General features: G+C 66.0%; 19 protein-coding genes, 1 tRNA gene and 1 pseudogene. 6 read left to right on the plus strand and 15 right to left on the minus strand.

All coding sequences use genetic code 11. The features are described from left to right. Positions 1–226 precede the first annotated feature (226 nt). The 8 genes from DFJ66_RS18160 to queC form a co-directional block, all read right to left on the minus strand. Entirely contained in the window at positions 227–877 is a 651-nt protein-coding gene (locus DFJ66_RS18160; protein ID WP_121231351.1) for a response regulator, read from the minus strand. Further along, complete coding sequence (locus DFJ66_RS45025; RefSeq protein WP_211351213.1) at positions 874–1,920, minus strand: sensor histidine kinase; 1,047 nt, start codon at positions 1,918–1,920, stop codon at positions 874–876. The genes DFJ66_RS18160 and DFJ66_RS45025 overlap by 4 nt, the downstream gene beginning before the upstream one ends. After that, positions 1,917–3,275 carry a serine hydrolase domain-containing protein gene (locus DFJ66_RS18170; RefSeq protein WP_246029806.1) on the minus strand — a complete coding sequence of 453 codons (1,359 nt, stop codon included), beginning with the start codon at positions 3,273–3,275 and terminating at the stop codon, positions 1,917–1,919. The genes DFJ66_RS45025 and DFJ66_RS18170 overlap by 4 nt, the downstream gene beginning before the upstream one ends. A gap of 254 nt (positions 3,276–3,529) precedes the next feature. After that, positions 3,530–4,054 (minus strand): VUT family protein, encoded by a 525-nt coding sequence (locus tag DFJ66_RS18175; protein WP_121222620.1) that lies wholly within the window; start codon positions 4,052–4,054, stop codon positions 3,530–3,532. A gap of 22 nt (positions 4,055–4,076) precedes the next feature. Then, positions 4,077–4,844: a GTP cyclohydrolase I FolE2 gene (locus DFJ66_RS18180; RefSeq protein ID WP_121231357.1), complete on the minus strand. Its 768-nt coding sequence runs from the start codon at positions 4,842–4,844 to the stop codon at positions 4,077–4,079. A gap of 2 nt (positions 4,845–4,846) precedes the next feature. Then, positions 4,847–5,203: a 6-carboxytetrahydropterin synthase QueD gene (gene queD, locus DFJ66_RS18185; RefSeq protein ID WP_121222622.1), complete on the minus strand. Its 357-nt coding sequence runs from the start codon at positions 5,201–5,203 to the stop codon at positions 4,847–4,849. Further along, positions 5,203–5,838: a 7-carboxy-7-deazaguanine synthase gene (gene queE / locus DFJ66_RS18190; RefSeq protein ID WP_121222624.1), complete on the minus strand. Its 636-nt coding sequence runs from the start codon at positions 5,836–5,838 to the stop codon at positions 5,203–5,205. The genes queD and queE overlap by 1 nt, the downstream gene beginning before the upstream one ends. Continuing rightward, a complete protein-coding gene (gene queC / locus DFJ66_RS18195; RefSeq protein ID WP_121222626.1) occupies positions 5,835–6,536 on the minus strand; it encodes a 7-cyano-7-deazaguanine synthase QueC in 702 nt (233 codons plus the stop codon). Before queC ends, queE begins: the two co-directional genes overlap by 4 nt. Positions 6,537–6,687: 151 nt before the next feature. Here queC and DFJ66_RS18200 point away from each other — a divergent pair, with 151 nt between their 5' ends. From DFJ66_RS18200 to dbpB (DFJ66_RS18215), 4 genes are read left to right on the plus strand one after another with little or no spacing between them, the layout of a single operon-like run. Beyond that, positions 6,688–7,545 carry a hypothetical protein gene (locus tag DFJ66_RS18200; protein WP_147459296.1) on the plus strand — a complete coding sequence of 286 codons (858 nt, stop codon included), beginning with the start codon at positions 6,688–6,690 and terminating at the stop codon, positions 7,543–7,545. Then, on the plus strand, positions 7,542–8,663 hold the full coding sequence (gene dbpB / locus DFJ66_RS18205; RefSeq protein ID WP_121222630.1) for a DGQHR domain-containing protein DpdB: 1,122 nt from the start codon (positions 7,542–7,544) through the stop codon (positions 8,661–8,663). The genes DFJ66_RS18200 and dbpB (DFJ66_RS18205) overlap by 4 nt, the downstream gene beginning before the upstream one ends. Beyond that, positions 8,660–9,883 carry a tRNA-guanine transglycosylase DpdA gene (gene dpdA / locus DFJ66_RS18210; RefSeq protein WP_121222632.1) on the plus strand — a complete coding sequence of 408 codons (1,224 nt, stop codon included), beginning with the start codon at positions 8,660–8,662 and terminating at the stop codon, positions 9,881–9,883. Before dbpB (DFJ66_RS18205) ends, dpdA begins: the two co-directional genes overlap by 4 nt. Positions 9,884–9,923: 40 nt before the next feature. Then, positions 9,924–11,045, plus strand: coding sequence for a DGQHR domain-containing protein DpdB (dbpB, locus tag DFJ66_RS18215; RefSeq protein WP_121222634.1), 1,122 nt, complete (start codon positions 9,924–9,926; stop codon positions 11,043–11,045). Between the two features lie 1,127 nt (positions 11,046–12,172). Here dbpB (DFJ66_RS18215) and DFJ66_RS42825 read toward each other — a convergent pair. From DFJ66_RS42825 to DFJ66_RS18235, 5 genes are all read right to left on the minus strand, one after another. Continuing rightward, positions 12,173–12,349: a hypothetical protein gene (locus DFJ66_RS42825; RefSeq protein WP_170199507.1), complete on the minus strand. Its 177-nt coding sequence runs from the start codon at positions 12,347–12,349 to the stop codon at positions 12,173–12,175. A gap of 622 nt (positions 12,350–12,971) precedes the next feature. Next, a complete protein-coding gene (locus DFJ66_RS42165; protein ID WP_147459298.1) occupies positions 12,972–13,676 on the minus strand; it encodes a hypothetical protein in 705 nt (234 codons plus the stop codon). Further along, complete coding sequence (locus DFJ66_RS18225; RefSeq protein ID WP_121231359.1) at positions 13,673–13,921, minus strand: hypothetical protein; 249 nt, start codon at positions 13,919–13,921, stop codon at positions 13,673–13,675. Before DFJ66_RS18225 ends, DFJ66_RS42165 begins: the two co-directional genes overlap by 4 nt. A gap of 741 nt (positions 13,922–14,662) precedes the next feature. Then, the gene (locus DFJ66_RS18230) at positions 14,663–15,220 is read right to left on the minus strand and encodes an NUDIX domain-containing protein (protein ID WP_246029807.1); all 558 of its coding nucleotides are present in this window, start codon (positions 15,218–15,220) and stop codon (positions 14,663–14,665) included. A 7-nt stretch (positions 15,221–15,227) separates the two neighbouring features. Continuing rightward, a complete protein-coding gene (locus tag DFJ66_RS18235; protein ID WP_170199029.1) occupies positions 15,228–16,385 on the minus strand; it encodes an NsdA family TPR-like regulatory protein in 1,158 nt (385 codons plus the stop codon). Here DFJ66_RS18235 and DFJ66_RS45465 point away from each other — a divergent pair. Together DFJ66_RS45465 and DFJ66_RS45035 are read left to right on the plus strand one after the other, a co-directional pair. Beyond that, positions 16,292–16,969 (plus strand): annotated as a pseudogene (locus tag DFJ66_RS45465) (tyrosine-type recombinase/integrase); the annotation flags it as partial. The gene DFJ66_RS18235 and the pseudogene DFJ66_RS45465 sit on opposite strands and share 94 nt — an antisense overlap. 77 nt (positions 16,970–17,046) lie before the next feature. Beyond that, entirely contained in the window at positions 17,047–17,400 is a 354-nt protein-coding gene (locus DFJ66_RS45035) for a tyrosine-type recombinase/integrase (protein ID WP_281276622.1), read from the plus strand. A gap of 69 nt (positions 17,401–17,469) precedes the next feature. Here DFJ66_RS45035 and DFJ66_RS18245 read toward each other — a convergent pair. Both DFJ66_RS18245 and DFJ66_RS18250 read right to left on the minus strand, forming a co-directional pair. Then, positions 17,470–17,542 (minus strand) — tRNA-Ala (locus DFJ66_RS18245). 491 nt (positions 17,543–18,033) lie between these two features. After that, complete coding sequence (locus DFJ66_RS18250; RefSeq protein WP_121222640.1) at positions 18,034–18,792, minus strand: DsbA family protein; 759 nt, start codon at positions 18,790–18,792, stop codon at positions 18,034–18,036. Positions 18,793–18,807 lie beyond the last annotated feature (15 nt).

The raw sequence follows: 18,807 nt of genomic DNA on the forward strand, positions 1-18,807 counted from the left end.
GCCGGCGCATGCCCTAACGAGTGGTTCGCCGGTCACCGACCGATGCGACCGCCGGCGGAATCCCGCACGGCCGTTCAGCGGCGGGCACCGCCACCCGGGGGATGACCGGGACACCCGACCGGCCCGGACGCAGGTGACCGGCGGGTACGACGACTGAGCCGTTGCAGTGTCGCCCAGTCGGGTGAGTCGGGCGGGTCGGGTGAGTCGGGCCGGTCGGGTGAGTCGGTCAGCCGGTCAGGCCGGCGTCGTGCGCGAGGATGGCCGCCTGGACCCGGTTGGCGACGCCCAGCCGGTTGAGGATGGCGGTCATGTGCGCCTTGACCGTGCCTTCGGCCACGAACAGCCGCGCACCGATCTCCTGGTTCGACAACCCCCGTCCCACCAGCCCCAACACCTCGCGCTCCCGCGCACTGAGCCCTTCCACCCGCCTACGCGCGCCTTCGTGCCGCTGCAACCGGCCACCCCGCAGGTCCTCGACCAGCCGCTGCGCCACCCGCGGCGACAGATAAGCGGCCCCGTCCGACGCAGCCCTCACGCCGATGATCAGCTCCCGCGGGTCGGCCGCCTTGAGCAGGAACCCACTGGCCCCCGACCCCAACGCCTTCGCCACGTACTCGTCCTCGTCAAAGGTCGTCAAGATCACCACCGCGACCTCCGGCGCGACCCGCCCGAGCTCCTCGGCAGCAGCCAACCCGTCCAACCGCGGCATCCGGATGTCCAACAACACCACGTCCGGCCGATGGCTCAACGCCAACTCGACGGCTTCCCGCCCATCCCCCGCCTCAGCCACGACTTCGATGCCCGGATCCGTGGCGAGGATCGTCTTCACCCCAGCCCGAACCATCGGCTCGTCGTCGGCCAACACGACCCTGATCACCGCCGCTCCCCCCGCACCGGCACCCGCGCGCACACCACGAACTCGTCCCCGTCCACCCCAGCCCTGAACACCCCTCCGAGCAACTCCACCCGCTCCCTCAACCCCACCAACCCACTCCCCGCCAACTCCTCCGCACGCGTCCCCCCATCCTCCGTCGTACCCCCGTGCGACGATGGAGACGGGGGCCGGAGGCCGCCGCCAGCCGCAGGCCCTGCGGGCCGGACGCCACCGGAAGCTCCGGACCGGAGGCCGCCCACCAGCGCATTCACCACCCGCACCTCGACCTCCCCCGCCCTCCGCGACACCGTCACCCCCACCTCACTCCCCGGCGCGTGACGAGCGGCATTGGTCAACCCCTCCTGCACCACCCGGTGCACAGCCCGGTCCACCAACTCCGGCAACCCGCCGACGTCCCCCTCCAGCCGCACCACCATCCCGGCGTCGACCGCCCGCGCGACCAGCTCCGCCACCCCTTCACCCACCGGCACCACGGTCGTCTCCCGCAACAACCCGACCGTCCGCCGCAACCGATCGGTGGCCACCACCGCCGACTCCCGCAGCTCACCAGCCGCCCGCCGGTTCTCCTCACTCAAATCCGGCGCCAGCTCCAACCCCCCGGCCCGCAACGCGATCAACGCCAGTTCGTGCCCCAACGAGTCGTGCACATCCGCCGCGATCCGAGCCCGCTCCCGCAACCGAGCCCGCTCAGCCACCAGTTCCTGCGCCCGCCGCAACTCCACGATCAACAGGGCTTGCTGCCGCCGAAACCTCCCCGCACCCCAAGGCAGCCCGACGAACACCCCCAAACAAGCCACCGCCCCCGCCCACTCCACAAGATCGACGGCCATCAACCCGACCGCAGGCGCCGCCACCCCCACCAACACCGGCCACCCCCGAGCCACCCCGAGGTACCGCCCGTGCAGATAAGCCGCAACCGCAAGCCCCACGAACACGACTTGCCGCCACATCGGCAACCCGTCCAACGCCAGCCCGTTGACCAGCCCACCACCGGCGATCACCGCCAGCACCAGGTAGTTCCTCACCGCAACAACCACAGCCGCCACACCCGTGCCCCCACCGTCGCCCCACCCGCCAGAGCCGCAACCACCACCACAACCGTCAACGGCAACGGAAAATACGTCATCTGCGCCCAGGTGACCGTCCGCCCGTTCATCAAGACGGACACCAGATCCGGATAAGCCGCCAACACCACCACCGGCACCACCCCAGGCACCAGCCGCACAACAACCCGCCACCAAGCACGCCCGGCCCTCTTACGCGCCCACTTCCCAGCGCGCACAACCCCGAACACCCCCAACAGGGCGGCCAGCAGCCCCACAATCCCCAGCACCAACTCGGTCGTCTGCCGTCCCCCACCAGCAGACACCGGCTCGCGGCCCTCCGTCGCCGCCACCAGCGCCTGCAACACCCCATAGGCGGCGTCGTGCAACGAAGCCGAGTTCACCAGAACCGCATACCCATACCCGGTACGGGGAGAAATCGCCTCCACAGCCGTATACGTGAACAAATTCCCAGAGTGGATCAACAACCCATCCCCATCAGGCGCCCACCCCATCCCGTACTCAGCCACAGCCGACGGCGAATGCATGACCTCCAAAGCAGACGCCGACACCACCTGCCGCCCACGCCCGTTCTGCGAGATCAACCACTTCCCCATGTCCGCGGCGGTAGTCACAACATCCCCGCTACCCCCACGAAACGCCGGCAACTCCTCCCTCTGAACCCACACCCCGAACGCGGAGTTGAAGCCGTCGGGAACCTCCCCACCAACCCGACTGTCCCCCATCCCCAGGGGCCCAAACACCCGCTCCCGCAGGAACTCGGAATAAGACCGCCCGCTAGCAACCTCCACCAACCGGGCAGCAACGTCGTAATTGGCATTGCAGTACCGATACCGAACCCCAGGATCACTGGCCAACGAGGCCCCGCGCAACCCGGCCACAAACTCCTCCAACGAGGCGGCCTGCTCCAACGCCGAGACATCCATCGTAAAGTCAGCCAGCCCAGACGTCTGATTGAGCAACTGCCGCACAGTGATCCGCGAAGCCCGCTCATCCTCCATCACAAACCCAGGCAACTGCGCCACAACGCTACCGTCCAGCTCAACCTTCCCATCGTCCACCAACGCCATAACAGCCGCAGCCGTGAACGACTTGCTAACCGACGCCACCCTCATCGGCGTACGTTCAGTAACCCCATCCCCATACCCCCCAACATGAACAACCTCATCCCCCCGGGTAACCACAGCAGAAAACCCAGGCACCCCGGTATCCTCCAACGCCTGCCGCAGAACAAGGTCGAGGTTCTGATCGGGAGTCGCCATCGCCGGCATCGGGAATCCCAACGCCAGAACCGCCGCCAAGAAAAGCGCTTTCACCGCATCCCCATTCACTCGGATGCGGCAAATCTACGAGCGGTCACGCTCCGGGGAGATCCCCCAACAGTCGACGACGACCTGGACGAAAGTCATAGAGGTCGTTCACGCGGGTACGGCGGGCACCCGGTGAAGGCTGCGTGCACATGGCGGAGGCGACCGGCGCAGGTGACTCCAGAACAGGAGCGGCCTGACCCGGCACAGCCACGAGGTCGTACGAGCCGAGGCTCCGAGCCGAATGGCGGTCAAGGGCTCGATCAACTCGTCCCCACCCGCGGCCCGGTGCGGCCGAGCAGGGCCAACACCGCGACCGCCGCGACAGTCATCCACGCCTTGCCGATGATCTGTCCGGGCAGGTACTCGAAGGAGTTGAAGGCCAGTTTGAGGAACAAGAGACTGTCCGCGAGTAGACCAACGATGTTGGAACCGACGACGGCGATGATCAGTCCACGCTTGCGCAACGGTTCGTAGACCGCAAAGTCCAGGCACTCGGCCAGCGCGAAGGCGGCAGCGGAAGCCGTAGCGAGCGCGGGATCCGCCAGCAGGTAGGACAACACCGTGCCGAGGACGATCGCAACCACCACCGCGCCGCGACCGACACTTTCGCGGGCCAGATCACGGAGCACCAGGGCGAGGCCCGCGAAGTACACCGCCGCAGGGGCGAGGTAGCCGAACCCCACTGGTACCGCCCCGAAGCGGCTGACGACGAAGTTCGCCAACGGGATCGTGGCGATGTAGGCGACGAGCAGCGCAGCCCCGGCGGGCGTGATCTTCCTCAACATGTCCTTGCCTTTTGGTTCGGCTTCAGCCGACAACAAGCGCCACGGCGTCGTGGCTGTGGATGCTCTCGAGGTTCCGCACGTGCACTCGATGCACGAGCCCACGGCTCCGGCAGGCCACGGAGATCTCTCGCGCCATGTCTTCAACGAACACCGGGTGGTCATAGGCCTGCATCGTCAACGTCCGCTCGTCTACGCGCTTCACCAGCGGCACTACGGGAGCTGAGCCGCTGCCAGCGATGATCTCGACCGCATCGGCCACGTTCAACGGGTACAGGTCGTCCTCGTCACCAGTGATCGACAGGGTCACCTTGCTGCGCTGGTTGTGAGCGCCGTAGTCGGAGATGCTCTTGGAGCAAGGACAAAGACTGGTCACCTCCGAGGTCACGGACGTCGTCATCCGGCACTCGCCGTCCTGCCACGTACCCGACACGCTGATGTCGTGCACCGACATCGATTCGAGTTTGCTCGTCGGGGCCGAGGTCACCATCGCGACCGGCATGCTCAGCGTCACCGAGATGGCCGGGGCGTCCAACTCGGCGGCTCCCGCCTTCAACGTCTGCGCGAAGTCGCGCGGTTCGAAGACCTGGAGGCGCTCGTGCACCAGCGCGACCATCCTGCTCATGTGTGTGCCACGGCGATCGGCCTGGAGGCGAACTGTCACCGAGATCTCCGCGACACCCCGCTCGCTGATGGTGCCGTCCTGGAAGAGCACCGGGTACCGAAGCCCGGCGATGCCCACCTCGTCCACTTCGACCCCGCGAGGGTCGTACTCGCCCTGGATGTCGTGCATGGTCACCGCCCCCGGTACGTGCACCCGGAGGTGCAGGTTTCCCTAACGGTCACGCTCGACAACCAGGGCAGTTCGGGTACCAGACGATCCCAGATCCACACCGCGAGGTTCTCGCTGGTCGGGTTCTCCAACCCGGGTACCTCGTTCAGGTAATGGTGGTCGAGTTGTTCCTCAAGGGGCTTGAAGGCGGCCTTGATGTCACCGAAGTCCATCACCCAACCCGCGGCCGGGTCCACAGGGCCTTCAACGTGCACCGCAACGCGGTAGGAGTGACCGTGCAGGCGAGCGCACTTGTGCCCCTCCGGCACTTCGGGCAGGCGGTGCGCAGCCTCGAAGGTGAACTCTCGGAAGATCTCCATCAGCGAATCCCCAGGTACTTGTGGGTCTGCAAGGACAACGACCAGCGCGGGTTCTTCATGCAGTACTCCACCGCCGCGCGCGTGTGGCTGTCCCGTTCCGCGTCGTCGAGGGGCTGGAGGCGGAACGTCCGGAAGTCGAGGTGTTCGAACTGGGCGGGATCACCGCCCACCTGGGGATAGACCAACTTCAGTTCGTCACCCCCGGTCACCACAAGTTCAGCGCCGATCTTCGGACTGACGCAGAGCCAGTCCACACCGACGGGCGGCACACGGGTGCCGTTGGTCTCCACCGCGACCTCGAAACCGCGTTCGTGCAGCGCTGCCACCGCGGCATCGTCCAACTGGAGAAGCGGCTCTCCGCCGGTGCACACCACGAATCGGTTCTCCCGAGCCTCCGACGGCCAAGCCGACTCGACCGCTTCGGCGAGGTCGTCGGCGGTGGAGAACCGTCCACCGCCGGTACCGTCGGTGCCGACGAAATCGGTGTCGCAGAACTTGCAGATCGCGCGGTAGCGATCCTTCTCCAGACCGGTCCACAGGTTGCAGCGCGAGAAGCGGCAGAACACGGCCGGTCGCCCGGCGTGGGTGCCTTCTCCTTGGAGCGTGTAGAAGATCTCCTTGACCAGGTAGGTCATGCGTTCGCGTTCCGGTACGCGACGGGGTCGCTGACACCGGCCTCGGCGAAACCCTTCAACCGGAGGAGGCAGGTGTCGCAGCGCCCGCAGGCCCGTCCCTGGTCGTCGGGGTCGTAGCAACTCGACGTGATCGAGTAGTCCACCCCCAACCGGAGACCCTCCCGGATGATGTCGGCCTTCGACATCTCGATCAGAGGGGAGTGGAGACGCAGTCGGGCCTCTCCCTCGACGCCCGCACGGGTCGCGAGGTTGGCCATGTTCTCGTAGGCCGCCATGTACTCGGGCCGGCAGTCGGGATAACCGCTGTAGTCGACTGCCGTCACCCCCGTGAAGATGTCGGTCGACCCGACGACCTCGGCGTAGGCGAGAGCGAACGAGAGGAAGATCGTGTTGCGGGCCGGCACGTAGGTGACGGGGACGCTGTCGGCATCCACCTCGTCCACGCTGTCGTGCTTCGGCACAGCGATGTCCGACGTGAGAGCAGAGCCGCCGAACACGCGGAGGTCGATGTCCGTGATCACGTGCCGGGCAACGCCGAGGCTCTTGGCGACGCGCTTGGCGGCTTCGAGTTCCACGCTGTGGCGTTGGCCGTAGCTGAAGCTCAGCGCGTACGGCTCGAAGCCCTGGTCCTTGGCGATTGCGAGCACCGTGGTGGAGTCGAGACCGCCGCTCAGCAGTACGATCGCCGGTTGTGCCATCGACGTATCCCTTCATTTGACAGATCGCTACGCAAGATCCTAGCCCGTAACTGGACAGACGAGTAAACCGCACTGCGGTCGAGTTAGCCCTCAAGGGAGCCCGCGAGGCGTGAGACAACTATCCGTGGTTGTGACCTGCACGGACCGTAAGATGTTCGATCCGTCACCTGCTCTTCGCGCGAGTTCCCTACCTGATGGTGCGGTCGACGCCCGGTTGGAGGAGTGGGCCGAGCGTCTGCGCACCGCCGAGCAACGGGTCCCGCTCATGGACCTGTACAAGGGCGAGCAATGGGTCCAGGCCGCAGCTGTGCTCCAAGCGGCGGTCGACGCCGGTTTCACACCGGACCTCTGGGTGGCTTCCGCCGGGCTCGGCCTGCAGTCGGCGAAGAAGCGCTTCCCCGCGTACGCGGCGACGTTCAGCCCCGGCAGCCCCGACACGGTCGCGGCTGCCGTAGTCGATCGACGACGGTGGTGGAAGGGACTCCGGAAACACGTGGGTGGGTCGCGAGTCGAAACCCTGGGCCGCAACCGACCGGTCCTCCTCATCCTCTCCGAGGTCTACGGGAGCGTGCTCAAGCCGGAGTTGGGGGAACTGGCCGCCAACGGCCACGACGTGCTGCTCATCGGAGGCTCGGCCGACGATGACACGATCGACGGCGTGCACCACGTACCGGCGGACGGGGCCCTGCGCAAAGCGCTGGGAGGTACTCTCACAGGGCTGAACGCGCGGATGGCCGCTACCTGGCTCGCCCAGTGCGAGGAGGGGGATCTGCTGTCACCCAGCACGAGTGGCTCCTGGGAACGCTGGGTGCAGCGGTATGCGCACCCAGAGCGTTACAACCGCACGCCGATGACCGATGCGGAGGTCAAGGCGTTCATCCGCGCCTCGGTGGCGGAACAACCGGATGTCTCCCGAACGAGGTTGCACCGGCAACTCCGGGCGAGCGGCAGGGCGTGTGAGCAGAAGAGGTTCGCCAACCTCTTCTCCGAGACGGTGGGAGAGCGGTGAACCTCAAGCGCAGGGCCTTGAAGGTCCATCAGCACCCGACCATCCCCCTCTACATCTTCACCCTCGCCGCCGAGGAAGTGGCCAAGATCGCCGACGTCGCCAGGATCTCCAGGGACGAGGCGGGCCGCCTGCTCGGCTACCAGCGCCCGGAGAAGAAACAGCACGTCCAGCAGATCCTCGAGTACCTCGACAGCGACGAGGTGCTGTTCCCCAACGGGTTGATCATGGCCCTGCCGAGTTCCGTGCGCTTCCGGTCCAGTCCGGGGCCGAGCGCCTCGGACGGCCTCGCGACCAGCGGAACACTGGAAATCCCGATGGCGCAGCACGACGACGAACCTCGACCCGCGTGGATCGTCGACGGCCAGCAGCGGAGCCTGGCGCTGGCCAGGACCAAGAGGAGTCGACTGCCGGTGACCGTCGCGGGATTCGTGGCGGAGGACATCGCCACACAACGCGACCAGTTCCTCCGGGTCAACACGGTGTCCCCGTTGCCGGCCAACCTCGTGTCGGAACTCCTGCCCGAGGTGGGTACGCCACTGCCGGCGAAGCTGTCGGCGAGGAAGCTCCCGTCCGCACTGGTCACCATGCTGAACCAGGACAGCGACTCGCCGTTCCACGGCTTGATCAAACGACCTTCGACCAGCCCCGAGCACCGGGGTACCGCCGTGGTGACCGACAACAGCCTGACCGCCGCTGTGGAGGAGTCGCTCAACTCGTCCGCCGGTGTGCTGTTCCTCTACCGGAACCTGTCCAACAGCACGATCGACACCGCCGCGATTCGCAAGGTCCTGATCGCCTACTGGACCGCCGTTCAGCAGACCTTCCCGGACGCGTGGGGCCTTCCGCCGACGAAGAGCCGGTTGATGCACGGCGTCGGGATCAGGGCCATGGGTCGGCTCATGGACAAAATCGTCCCGAACGTCGACATCGAGGCCTCGGACGTCGTCGACCAGATGCGCAGGGAACTGGCGCACGTGGCGGACCACTGCCACTGGACCAAGGGCCGTTGGAGCGACCTGAACATCGCGTGGAACGAACTCCAGAACACCCCGCGACACATCAGCGTGCTGTCCAACTTCATCATCCGCGTGTACGTCAGGTCGAGGAACGCGTCGTGAAATTCTACTTCCCGGACAGCCAGGACCTGGTCAGTCCCACCTACGACTTCATCAACGACGAGTACCTGCCCACACGTGTCCGGCAGCGCGACGACGTGTACGCGCACGAGGTGGCCAAACCGTCGCCCTACGACGGCATCCTCGTCAGCAAGGCGATCGTCGACGGCTCGATGAAGGGGTCGGGCAAGTACGCGGCACCACAGCGAGCCCGGCTGTACCGCCTCGGCGTCCGCAAGTTCTTCCGCCTTCCCGAGAGCATGTCGAGCCTCGGCGACTGCGGCGCCTTCAACTACGTCGACGAGGAACACCCTCCGTACACCGTCGACGAAGTGCTCGACTTCTACGAAGAGTGCGATTTCGACGCCGGTGTGAGCATCGACCACGTCATCTTCGGCTACATGCCCGGTGCCGGCGAGTCCGATGTCGATGACGCCTGGGTCAAGCGACGCCACATCTCACTGGAGCTGGCTGAGAAGTTCTACGCCGCCGTGCAGGAGCGCGACAGCGCGGTGGAGCCGGTAGGGGCGGCCCAGGGCTGGAGTCCCGCTAGTTACGCGGACAGCGTGGCCCGCCTGCAGAACATCGGTTACCGCAGGATCGCTCTTGGCGGCATGGTTCCGCTGAAGACACACGAGATCCTCGCCTGCCTCGAAGAGATCTCACCGCTGCTGCTGCCGGACACCCAACTCCACCTGCTCGGCATCACCCGGGTGGACAGCATGGAGCGCTTCGCCGATCACGGCGTGACCAGCTTCGACAGCACCTCCGCGTTTCGGCAGGCCTTTATGGACGACCGGAACAACTACCACACCGCGGACGGTGCCTACACCGCCGTGCGCGTGCCTCAAGTCGATGGGAACCCGGCGCTGAAGAGGGCGATCCTCTCCGGCGCGGTGTCGCAGCGCGACGCCATCGCCGCCGAACGGAACTGCCTCGCGGCCCTGCGCGACTACGACAAGGACAACGTGGACCTGGACGAGGTGATGGCTGCCCTTGCCGTCTACGAGACGCTCGTCCTGGGCAGCACGCCCACCAAGAAGAGCTACCTCGCCCACTACCGCAGGACGCTGGAGGCTCGCCCCTGGAAGTCCTGCCCCTGCGCGCTGTGCAAGGAGCACGGCATCGAGATCGCGATCTTCCGCGGCACAGAGCGCAACAAACGGCGTGGGTTCCACAACTTGACCGTGTTGGAGGCGAAAATGCGCACACTGGCCACCTGAGCGGCTCCCGACTAGATGGTCCCCTGAACTAGGAGAGAAAGTGGCTGATAGGTACACCCTGCGACTCCCGGCCCTGGAGGTCAGGCAGGGGCGTCGGCGGATCTACTGCTTCGCCGTCGACGGGAAGAAGCTGCACAGCTTCGCAGCGGTGTCGCGCATCCGCCGTGACGATGGCGAACAGCTGCACGGCTACCAGCGACCGGAAGTGCTCAGCCACATCCGCGGCATCCGCAAGTACCTCGAGTCGGACGGTGCGATGCTGCCCAACGCGATCGTCGTCGCGTTCAACGACCGGATCGAGTTCGTCCCGTCCCTCATGATCCCCACGGACACCGTCGACTACTCGGTGCCGGGCGAGTTGGTGATCGAGGTGGACGAAAGTCTGTCCGAAGCCGAGAAACCCGCATGGCTCGTGGACGGTCAGCAACGCAGCGCGGCGATCCGCGACGCGGACCTCGCGGAGTTCCCCGTCGCCGTCGTCGGGTTCAAGGCGGACTCCGAAGAGGAGCAGCGCTCGCAGTTCATCCTGGTCAACTCCACGAAGGCGCTGCCCAAGGGCTTGATCCACGAACTGCTTCCCGACACGACCGGTCAACTGCCGGACTCCTACGTGCGGCGCCGGTTGCCGGCGCAGTTGATGACCCGTTTGAACGGCAGCAGGCGCAGTCCTTTCTACCGCATCATCGCGTCACCGACCGCGCCCAACGGCTACATCAAGGACAACAGCGTCCTGAAGATGGTCGAACACAGCCTCTTCGAAGGTGCGCTCTACCAGTACCGCAACCCCGTCGACGGATCCGGCGACGTAGAACGCATGCTCACGCACCTGATCGGCTTCTGGTCGGTCGTGCGCGAAGTGTTCCCCGAAGAGTGGAGCAAGCCTCCCCGCAACTCGCGGCTCACCCACGGTGTCGGCATCCAGTCGCTCGGCTTCGTCATGGACACCCTCACCGAGGACGTTCCGGCCGAGGGCGTGAAGACCGTGGAACTCAAGGAGGCACTGGAGAGCCTCAAGCCTCACGTCGCATGGACCTCGGGTACGTGGAAGTTCAGCGACGGCGAGGAACGACGCTGGAACAACCTGCAGAACACCCCCAACGACGTTCGGCAACTCACTTCGCACCTGCTGAAAGTCTTGCGCAAGCGCTCCCGCCGCCGCTGAGACGACTTCGCCGCCCGTAGCGCAGGGCTCCGGGCGGCGAGGTGGTCCTCAGCGCAACCGGGAGGGAACACCTCACCTCGCCCCAACCGCCGGTCACCGTTCAAACGTGCGCCGCTTTCGGCAAGCGCCGTCCGCAGCACCGGCTGCCACGCGCCAAGAGCCAGTTGGCCGTCGGGATGGACGTCCGGCGGACGGTGTCACACATCATCCAACGGCGCTCAGTGCACCGCAGGCCGAAGATCGCCCACTGACTGCGCCAAGCAACTCAGCGGCATTTTCCTCCCTACGACCGCGTGAACCGTTGAAATGCCTGCTCGATCACCGTTCCGATCACCGCGAACACCACGCTCGCGACGACAGGCGCGATCGGCACCACCAAGGTCACCCCACCGCTTCGCCAGACGACGGCCGGGGGTGGCGCAGAGGCGCAACTCCGCCACCACCTCGGCCGACGCGAATTGTCCCGTCACGTCGTGCCCGCACCACTGTCACGTGGATGCGACCTCGGCGAGCCCCGCACCGCGACTCCGAAGAGGGTCGCGAAGACCAGTGCGCACGCCACCACGAGGCCACGATCGTGATGCGAGCTCGCAACATGGTCCACGTCCCCTCTCAGGGCTGGAGCTTGGCAACTCGACTCCATCGCCTTGGCGGCGTCTGCGGGCGGCGCGGCGTGCTTGGCGATCTGCTCGTCGGCCTCGAACTTCTGCGAGTACCACCACGCAGCCAAGCTCCGCAGGACTCCGAGGACAAGTCCTGCAATGGCACCGATCCAGGTCAGACCTGGCGATGATGACACCGATGATGCCGAGCACGAACCGGTGCAGGCGTTGCCCGCCTCACTGGTCCATGTCGAAGCTGATTGGCCGCCGTCTCCAAGCCCTTGACGCAGCCGTCGATCGCCTGGCCGAACTGATCCGCGCCGTCGGATTGCCCGGTGTTGTCCCACATGTCCCGCTCGATCCGGCGGAACGACTCCGGCTCAATGTCCCGAATGCCCCCGAGGTTGCCGCGATGGACGGCAGGCCGGGAGCGTGCCGGGCCGCGAACCGGTCGATCTTCCCCGCGTCCGGCAGCAAAGAGACTGTGATCACGGTCTGAAGAAAGCCCACGTGCTCGTCCCCTAGTCACTCCGGATAGACCCGGCGCAGCCCTTCACCAACGAGCTTCTCGGCTTCTACGTGCTGCTGCTGCGTCCGATGGAGGCCGTCGATCGCCGTCTCGATCGTGGTGTGGACCCGGTTGATGAAGTCCTGCACGGCTTGGCCAGCGCGGGAGTAGTCCTGGTCGACGAACTTCGTCAACGCCACAAGATCACCCCGTCAACGGTCTACTCGATGTTCTCGTGGGGGCGCTCACTGGCTACACCGTCATGCTGTCCTCGAGGCTGGTCTTGGTGCTGTTGCTGTAACCCAACGCCTCGCCAGCCGATCTTGGCCTCACTTCGTCACACTCTGCGACCGGCTCATGCCGCAATGTAGCACCAGCTATCACCGTCGATACAGAAAACGCACATAGGACCGCCGAAACGGCCATGTCGGCCCACCCAGTCGAGCTACCGAGACCTGGAGCACATGGCCGACGACATTTCGTCCGAAGCGCCCGCCTGCTCCAGATTTGCTCCAGCGTGGCCACCGCAGTCCGTAATGGACAGAGAACAAGACCGCCGGCCACCTGCATTACCGCAGGTCAGCGGGCGGATAAGACGAGCTATTTACTTGTGGAGCTGAGGGGACTCGAACCCCTGACCCTCACACTGCCAGCAACCCGCACCTCAGCGACGACAGGGGTTTGCCCGGTCGGGCTCAACGCCGCATGGTGCTCATGGAAGCTTCCAGGTGTGGTCGTTGCGGTCAACGTTGCGGTCGGACGGTCGCTGTGCTGGTGAGCGAAAGATTGCCAGCCGTTGACGGAAGCCACTCTCGATCAGCGCGGTTGCCTCGGCCCCGGAGCGCGCGCAGCTGCGCTCCGATCCGACTTCTGAACGTGTTTGGTAGTTGGTGTCCGCTGAGGAGACCGCTTTTCGCGCGTCGTCCACTTGCTGACATTCGCAGCTACCTCACGAACAACCGTGATGGAGTTGGACAGAGCACGTACCGGTGATGGGGCTGACGTCACGGGAGCGAGCTTGGCGGGACGACCAGCCTTGCGCTCCCATACCGAGTCGAACCACTCGATTGCGGCCCGCGTCCACAGGGGCCCAGTAGCTACGCGTGCGACAGGTGCCGGAAATTTCACGTTCGACGTCATCAACTGGTGAACACGCTGCCGACTGATGCCCAGGATGTCAGCAGCGTCCGCTGCGCTGACCAGTTCCGGGATATCCGGACGCAGAGCCTCCGCCTCGTACGCCTCAAGCGTCATGAACCGCACGTCCACGGGGGTGGCGTCGTCGCAACCGCCGACCTCAGAGACCAGCTTAAGAGCCCAGTCGATCGCGGCACTGACCCCCTGATCCCGACCCTTGGCCGCGTCAGCATCGGCGGTGACGACAATCCCCGTCCCAGCAGCCCACCGCGCGGCAGTGGCGTCCCGATCGTCGGCAGCATCCGCCATCTTGTCGAGTTGAGCCCCAGAGACCTCGGCTGCCGTGGCGAGCACCACACGGACAACCCACTCGTCGGTGATCACTGGCCCTCCTTCCGTCGCTGCGCCCGTAGTTCGGACTTTGATGGTGCAGGCCACGGCAGTCCGTGTGCGCGAACTGCGGTCAGGACGTCTAGCCAACGCCGACGCGACTTGCCCGGCGTCTTCGGATAACGGACGACGTACTCGCCGTCCGGATTGAAGAACCGCCTGTAGCCGTCAGCAGAGATCTCGACTGTCCAGCCTTGCGACTCTGCCCACTTGATGAGCTTGCTGATGTCGTCGGCCATCATGCCTCTTTCCCTTGCTACCTGTCAAGGGTAAGCAAAACTCTATACAACGTCAAGAGTAAAAATGTAGCCATAACCCCAGTTCAGAGCCCTGACAGGTTCGGTTACACGCCCACACCTTGGCGAGATTGCTATAGCAATTACATCGAGCGGGCAGTGATGGCGGTTACACAGCGCACACAACTTGCACCCGTTTGGGCTACACGACACTGCGGCTTCTGAGTACCGCGACGCACAGCCGACGGCCGGCCGCTCATCTGTGCATCCCGTGACTGCGCCGGATGTATGCAAAAGGAGGGGGTTCCTGTCATCCCGTCGGCCTGGCGCAGCCCTATCGCACCAGCTGGGGAGGCTGCGACATGCCAGCCCAACCGGCGGCTGCGGTGCCAGGCTCGCAGGTTCCCCAGCTGGTGCGATAGCCCTTCGGGAGGCCGACGGGATGACAGGAACCCCCGGAACCACGCTGGAAGGCGAGCCTGCCGCCGCTCTTGGTCATCCTGTTGGTCTGCCGCGCGGCGAGCGCATCTTTTGATCTTTGCGGACGCCTCCGGGGGCCGCTGGCCGTGCCTCGCCGACGCCGGGACCGACGCCCTTCCTCGGCGGCGCGCCCGCCGGCCGCCAGGCCGGCTTGGGCGCGTCCGCACAACTGGGGCGTCAGTCCTTCGGCATCGGCTTGGGCACCAACGGCCAGCGGCCCCCGGAGGGGGCCGCCTTGATGAAGAAAAGAAACTCTGAACACGACTACAGCGCTCGACCGAACTCCGCGTAGACGGTACGGCCGGTTTCAGCCGCTTCGATGGCCAGTTGAAGCCGCCGGTACAGCGATGGGTGGATGTGCGGAGCGGCAGCGTCGAGCGAGAGGAACTTCATGCCGTCAAGCTCGTCATCGTGAGTCCGAAGGGCAGTGACCTGCTCGGGCGTGAGCACGCCACCGTCGGATACGAATTGATGGCTGTCGCGCCACACCCCGTTTTGGGGAACCCAGTCCACGACTAGCAAGGAACCGAGTCGAAGCTCAATCCCGATCTCCTCGGCCACCTCGCGCTGACACGCCGCCTTTGGCGACTCGTTCGCGTCCGCGATGCCGCCCGGGATGTACAGGAACGGCTTGTAGCGGGGCGTCACGAACAGCACGTGCCCGTTCCGGTCCCTTACCAGCGCACCGCCAGCAGACCCCTTCGCAGGGATACGCCCTGCGATGCCAGGGTTGAATTCGACCTCGGGAGGACCTTCGAGCGCCACGTCGGCAGCGAACGTCTCGGCGTCGACGCACGTGCTCGGCTTCGGGTCGGTCTTCAAGCTCGCCTCATTCCGCCAACAGGTCATGGGCACGGGCTAGGAACGCTTGGATCGGCTGTGCGTTGGCCTGCTCCTTGAAGTCTAGGTGCAGGTCTCGGACCACCTTGGTTGAGCGCTTGGACTCCAAGCCTGCGGCTGCGTCGGCGGCGGTCATCGCGTGGGCCGCTGCCTGCTCGGCGTCACCGTCGAGCATCGCCAGCCGCGCGAGTTGGGCGGCGCTGTAGACCACTCGGCGAGCCTGCCCGTTGGCGTCCTGCGCGGCTCTCACGAGATGCGGTCGAGCCTGACCCGGCTTGGCCAAGTCGAGCCACGTCGCACCAGCGAAGGCCGCGAACACCGTCTCGCCCCAGTGCGACGCCCAATCCGGCCCAGTTGCGGGGTCCTGCAGCGCAAATGACCTTTCCGCGGCAAGGAGCGCCTGCGTCGTGGACGCCTCGTCCCCCAATGCCGCGTAGGCCCGCGCTGCGTGCATGGCCGCTTCGGTCTGGACTGTGGCAACGTGCGTTCCGGTGTAGCTCTGCCGTGCAGCCTCGGCGAGACGAAGGGCTTGCTGGGGCCGGCCAAGGTACATCGCCTGGTGGCTCATGGTCGTGAGTACGAACGCCCCGTAGGCAGGCGACCCGGCCTCCTTGGCTAGACGTAGCGCCTGGATGAAGTACCGCTGCGCCAGCGCGTGGCGCTCGCTGTCGTATGTCATGTACCCGATCACCTCGCACAAGACAGCCGCCGCATGGAAGAGATCGCGGCCAACCTTGTCGTCATACGTGCCGTGCAACCGGGGTACGACGTGGTCGTGCAGGTACTTGATCGCTAGGTCCCGGCTTTGGTCTCCACCGAAGGACCGGTCCATACCGTCGAACATGACCGTCGTGGCCATGATCGCTGCTACATCTCGTTCGGTCACTCGACTGCCAGCCTTCGGCTGCCGGTCTGCAACAGGTGACGTGAAAAGCCAGTCGAGGCAGGCCGCGTAGATCGCCTCCTCGGAGAAGTGCCCCGACACCACGCCTGGATGGCGCTGAACGTCGAACTCGGCCAGATTCCCGACCGTCACAAGGGTTTCGGCGAGTGATGACGAGTACACAAGACCAACGTCTGACCTGGCCTGAGCCGGCGCAACCGAGATCCCAAGTTCTTCGGCCGTCTTGCTGTAGAGCGCGCACAACAGATCCCGGTATTCCGTCGATCAGGCGGACCACCTTCACCACCTACGAGGGTGCTGTTCGGCTGCACATCATCCCGGGAATCGGCAAGCGCAAGCTGCGAGCGCTGCAGGCCGCCCACATCCGGACGTGGCTCAACAGCCTGCGCACCCGGTGCCAGTGCTGCGCCCAGGGCAAGGACGCGGCGCGGGCGGCAACCAGGAACGGCAAGGCGCAGTGCTGCGCGAAGGCACAACCGGAGTGCTGCAAGGCCTACCTATCGGCAAGTTCGATCCGGCACCTGCTCCGGGTGATGCGGGCCGCGCTTCAGGACGCGGTGGACGAAGACCTCCTCGCCCGCAACGTTGCCCGCCTGGTCCAGCTCGGCGTCACGGACGGGCACAGGGTGCGTGCGTTCACCGCCGAGGAGGCGCGTCGACTGCTGGGCGCAGCACGTGACCACCGCCTGTACGCACTGTGGGCGGTGGCGCTCGCTGTCGGCTTGCGGCGCGGCGAAGCGCTCGGCCTGTCCTGGACGGACGTGGACCTGGTGGGTGGCCGGCTGACGGTCCGGCAGGCGCTGCACCGCGTTGACCGCCAACTCAAGTTGAGTGAGGTCAAGACGGAGGGGTCGAACGCGACGATCCCGCTCCCGGCTCCGTTGGTGAAAGTCCTCAAGGCGCATTGGAAGCGGCAGGCCGAAGAACGGTTCGAGGCGGCAACGAATGGCGCGAGTCGGGTTTGGTGTTCACCACGAAGCTCGGCGGGCCGATCGAGCCGCGCAACGTCAACCGGATGTTCGCCGCGTTGTGCCGAAAAGCCAACGTGCGCCAGGTGCGGGTTCACGACCTGCGGCACTCGTGCGCGACGCTGCTGTTCTCGATGGGTGTCGAGGCGGCCACGGTCCAGCGCATCCTGCGGCACAGCTCGATCACGGTGACGACCGGGACCTACGTGGAGGTCATCGAGCGGGTGCAGCGGGAAGCGCTGGACACCATGAACGTCTTCTTCACCGACGACGAGGAGAGCGCGGGTTAGCCACGCGTTGCGGTACTGGTTGCGGTAAAAAGGCCGCCTACCGTGATCGGTAGACGGCCTTTTTGCTAGTGGAGCTGAGGGGACTCGAACCCCTGACCCTCACACTGCCAGTGTGATGCGCTACCAGCTGCGCCACAGCCCCGTGCTGTCACGTTTCCCGGCGGTTTGGGCTGCCGTTCTCGTGTGGCAATACCGTACAACATGCCACCGCGTGGATGGAAATCGGGGGTACCCCTGGCGCGTTTTGGCTGCTAAACCGGGGTGCCTGGGCGCTGTGGCGTGGGTGGAGCCGGACGCTGAGGGTGTGCGGCCGGAGGTTCGGCGGGGTGTGGGGGCCACGCGAGGGGAGTCTGATCCACAACGCGTACGGCTACGGGCTGTTCACGAGTGGCTCGGGGGGCATCACAGGGCTATGCGGTTGGGAGCGACCGGTGTTGCCGTTGTCGGGCGGGATGACGGAGCGGCTGTGGGTTGTGGTCGGGTCGCCGGACGGGAGTGTGCAGGAGCGCCTGACGGTGGCGCGGAGGGAGAGGTGGGCTGACGTGCGAGGTGGCAGTCATGCAGCAGGGTACGGAGATGGGCGAGGCCGGCGGCTGGGTCGGTGGACCTAGGCGAGCCGCCGGTGCCGAGGGCTCAGCCCACCAGCTTCTTGATCCAGTCCTCGTCGCCCACGTCGACGCCCTGGCCGTTGTGGGCCACGCTCGGCGTGCCCTTGAAGAACGGTTGCTGACGCACGGCGTCCAGCTCCGCCTGGGCGTCCTTCTCGTACGTCCCGGCGTCGACGCACGGCTTGAACTTGTCGGTCGCCAAGCCCAGGTCGGTCCCGATCTGCACCAGCTTGTCCTTGGTGTAGCCGGGGCCGCCCTCCTCGGGCTGGGCCGCGAACAGCGCCTCGTGCAGCTGCCAGAACTTGCCCTGGTCGGCTGCGCACAGCGCCGCGTTGGCCGCGTCGCGGGAGTAGCCCTCGGGCTTGGACAGCTTCACCAGGAACGGCATCGCGTGGTAGCGGACGCGCAGGGTGCCCTTCTCGATCTCCTGCTTGATCTGGGCGCCGTAGATCTTCTTGAACTGCCCGCACGCCGGGCACAGGAAGTCCTCGTACAGGTCGATGGTGGCCTTGGCGCTGTCCTTGCCGACCACGACCACACCGCCCTCGCGGACGATCGGTGCGTTGACGCCGGCTACTTCGGTGGGCGGCTTCAAGTCCGAGGACGACGACGACTTGGACGTCCAGATCACCCCGCCGATGACCACCAGCGCCAGCACCACGACCACCACGACGCCGATGACGACCTTGTTCCGGTCCCCGCTCGACCCGCGTGCCGCGGCCACCGCCCTGGCCGCCTGCTGCTCCTGCTTCTTCTTCCGAGCGTTGCGCTCAGCGCCACCCACGTCGCTTTCCTCCCG

It is taken from the genome of Saccharothrix variisporea (assembly GCF_003634995.1).
Classification (GTDB): domain Bacteria; phylum Actinomycetota; class Actinomycetes; order Mycobacteriales; family Pseudonocardiaceae; genus Actinosynnema; species Actinosynnema variisporeum.

Bases quoted from the DNA above. Each gene is read 5' to 3' on its own strand.
- queE (WP_121222624.1), bottom strand. From the start codon at position 5,838: ATGACCTACCTGGTCAAGGAGATCTTCTACACGCTCCAAGGAGAAGGC.
- queD (WP_121222622.1), bottom strand. From the start codon at position 5,203: ATGGAGATCTTCCGAGAGTTCACCTTCGAGGCTGCGCACCGCCTGCCC.
- DFJ66_RS18175 (WP_121222620.1), bottom strand. From the start codon at position 4,054: ATGTTGAGGAAGATCACGCCCGCCGGGGCTGCGCTGCTCGTCGCCTAC.
- queC (WP_121222626.1), bottom strand. From the start codon at position 6,536: ATGGCACAACCGGCGATCGTACTGCTGAGCGGCGGTCTCGACTCCACC.
- DFJ66_RS18200 (WP_147459296.1), top strand. From the start codon at position 6,688: ATGTTCGATCCGTCACCTGCTCTTCGCGCGAGTTCCCTACCTGATGGT.
- DFJ66_RS18180 (WP_121231357.1), bottom strand. From the start codon at position 4,844: ATGCACGACATCCAGGGCGAGTACGACCCTCGCGGGGTCGAAGTGGAC.
- DFJ66_RS18225 (WP_121231359.1), bottom strand. From the start codon at position 13,921: ATGGCCGACGACATCAGCAAGCTCATCAAGTGGGCAGAGTCGCAAGGC.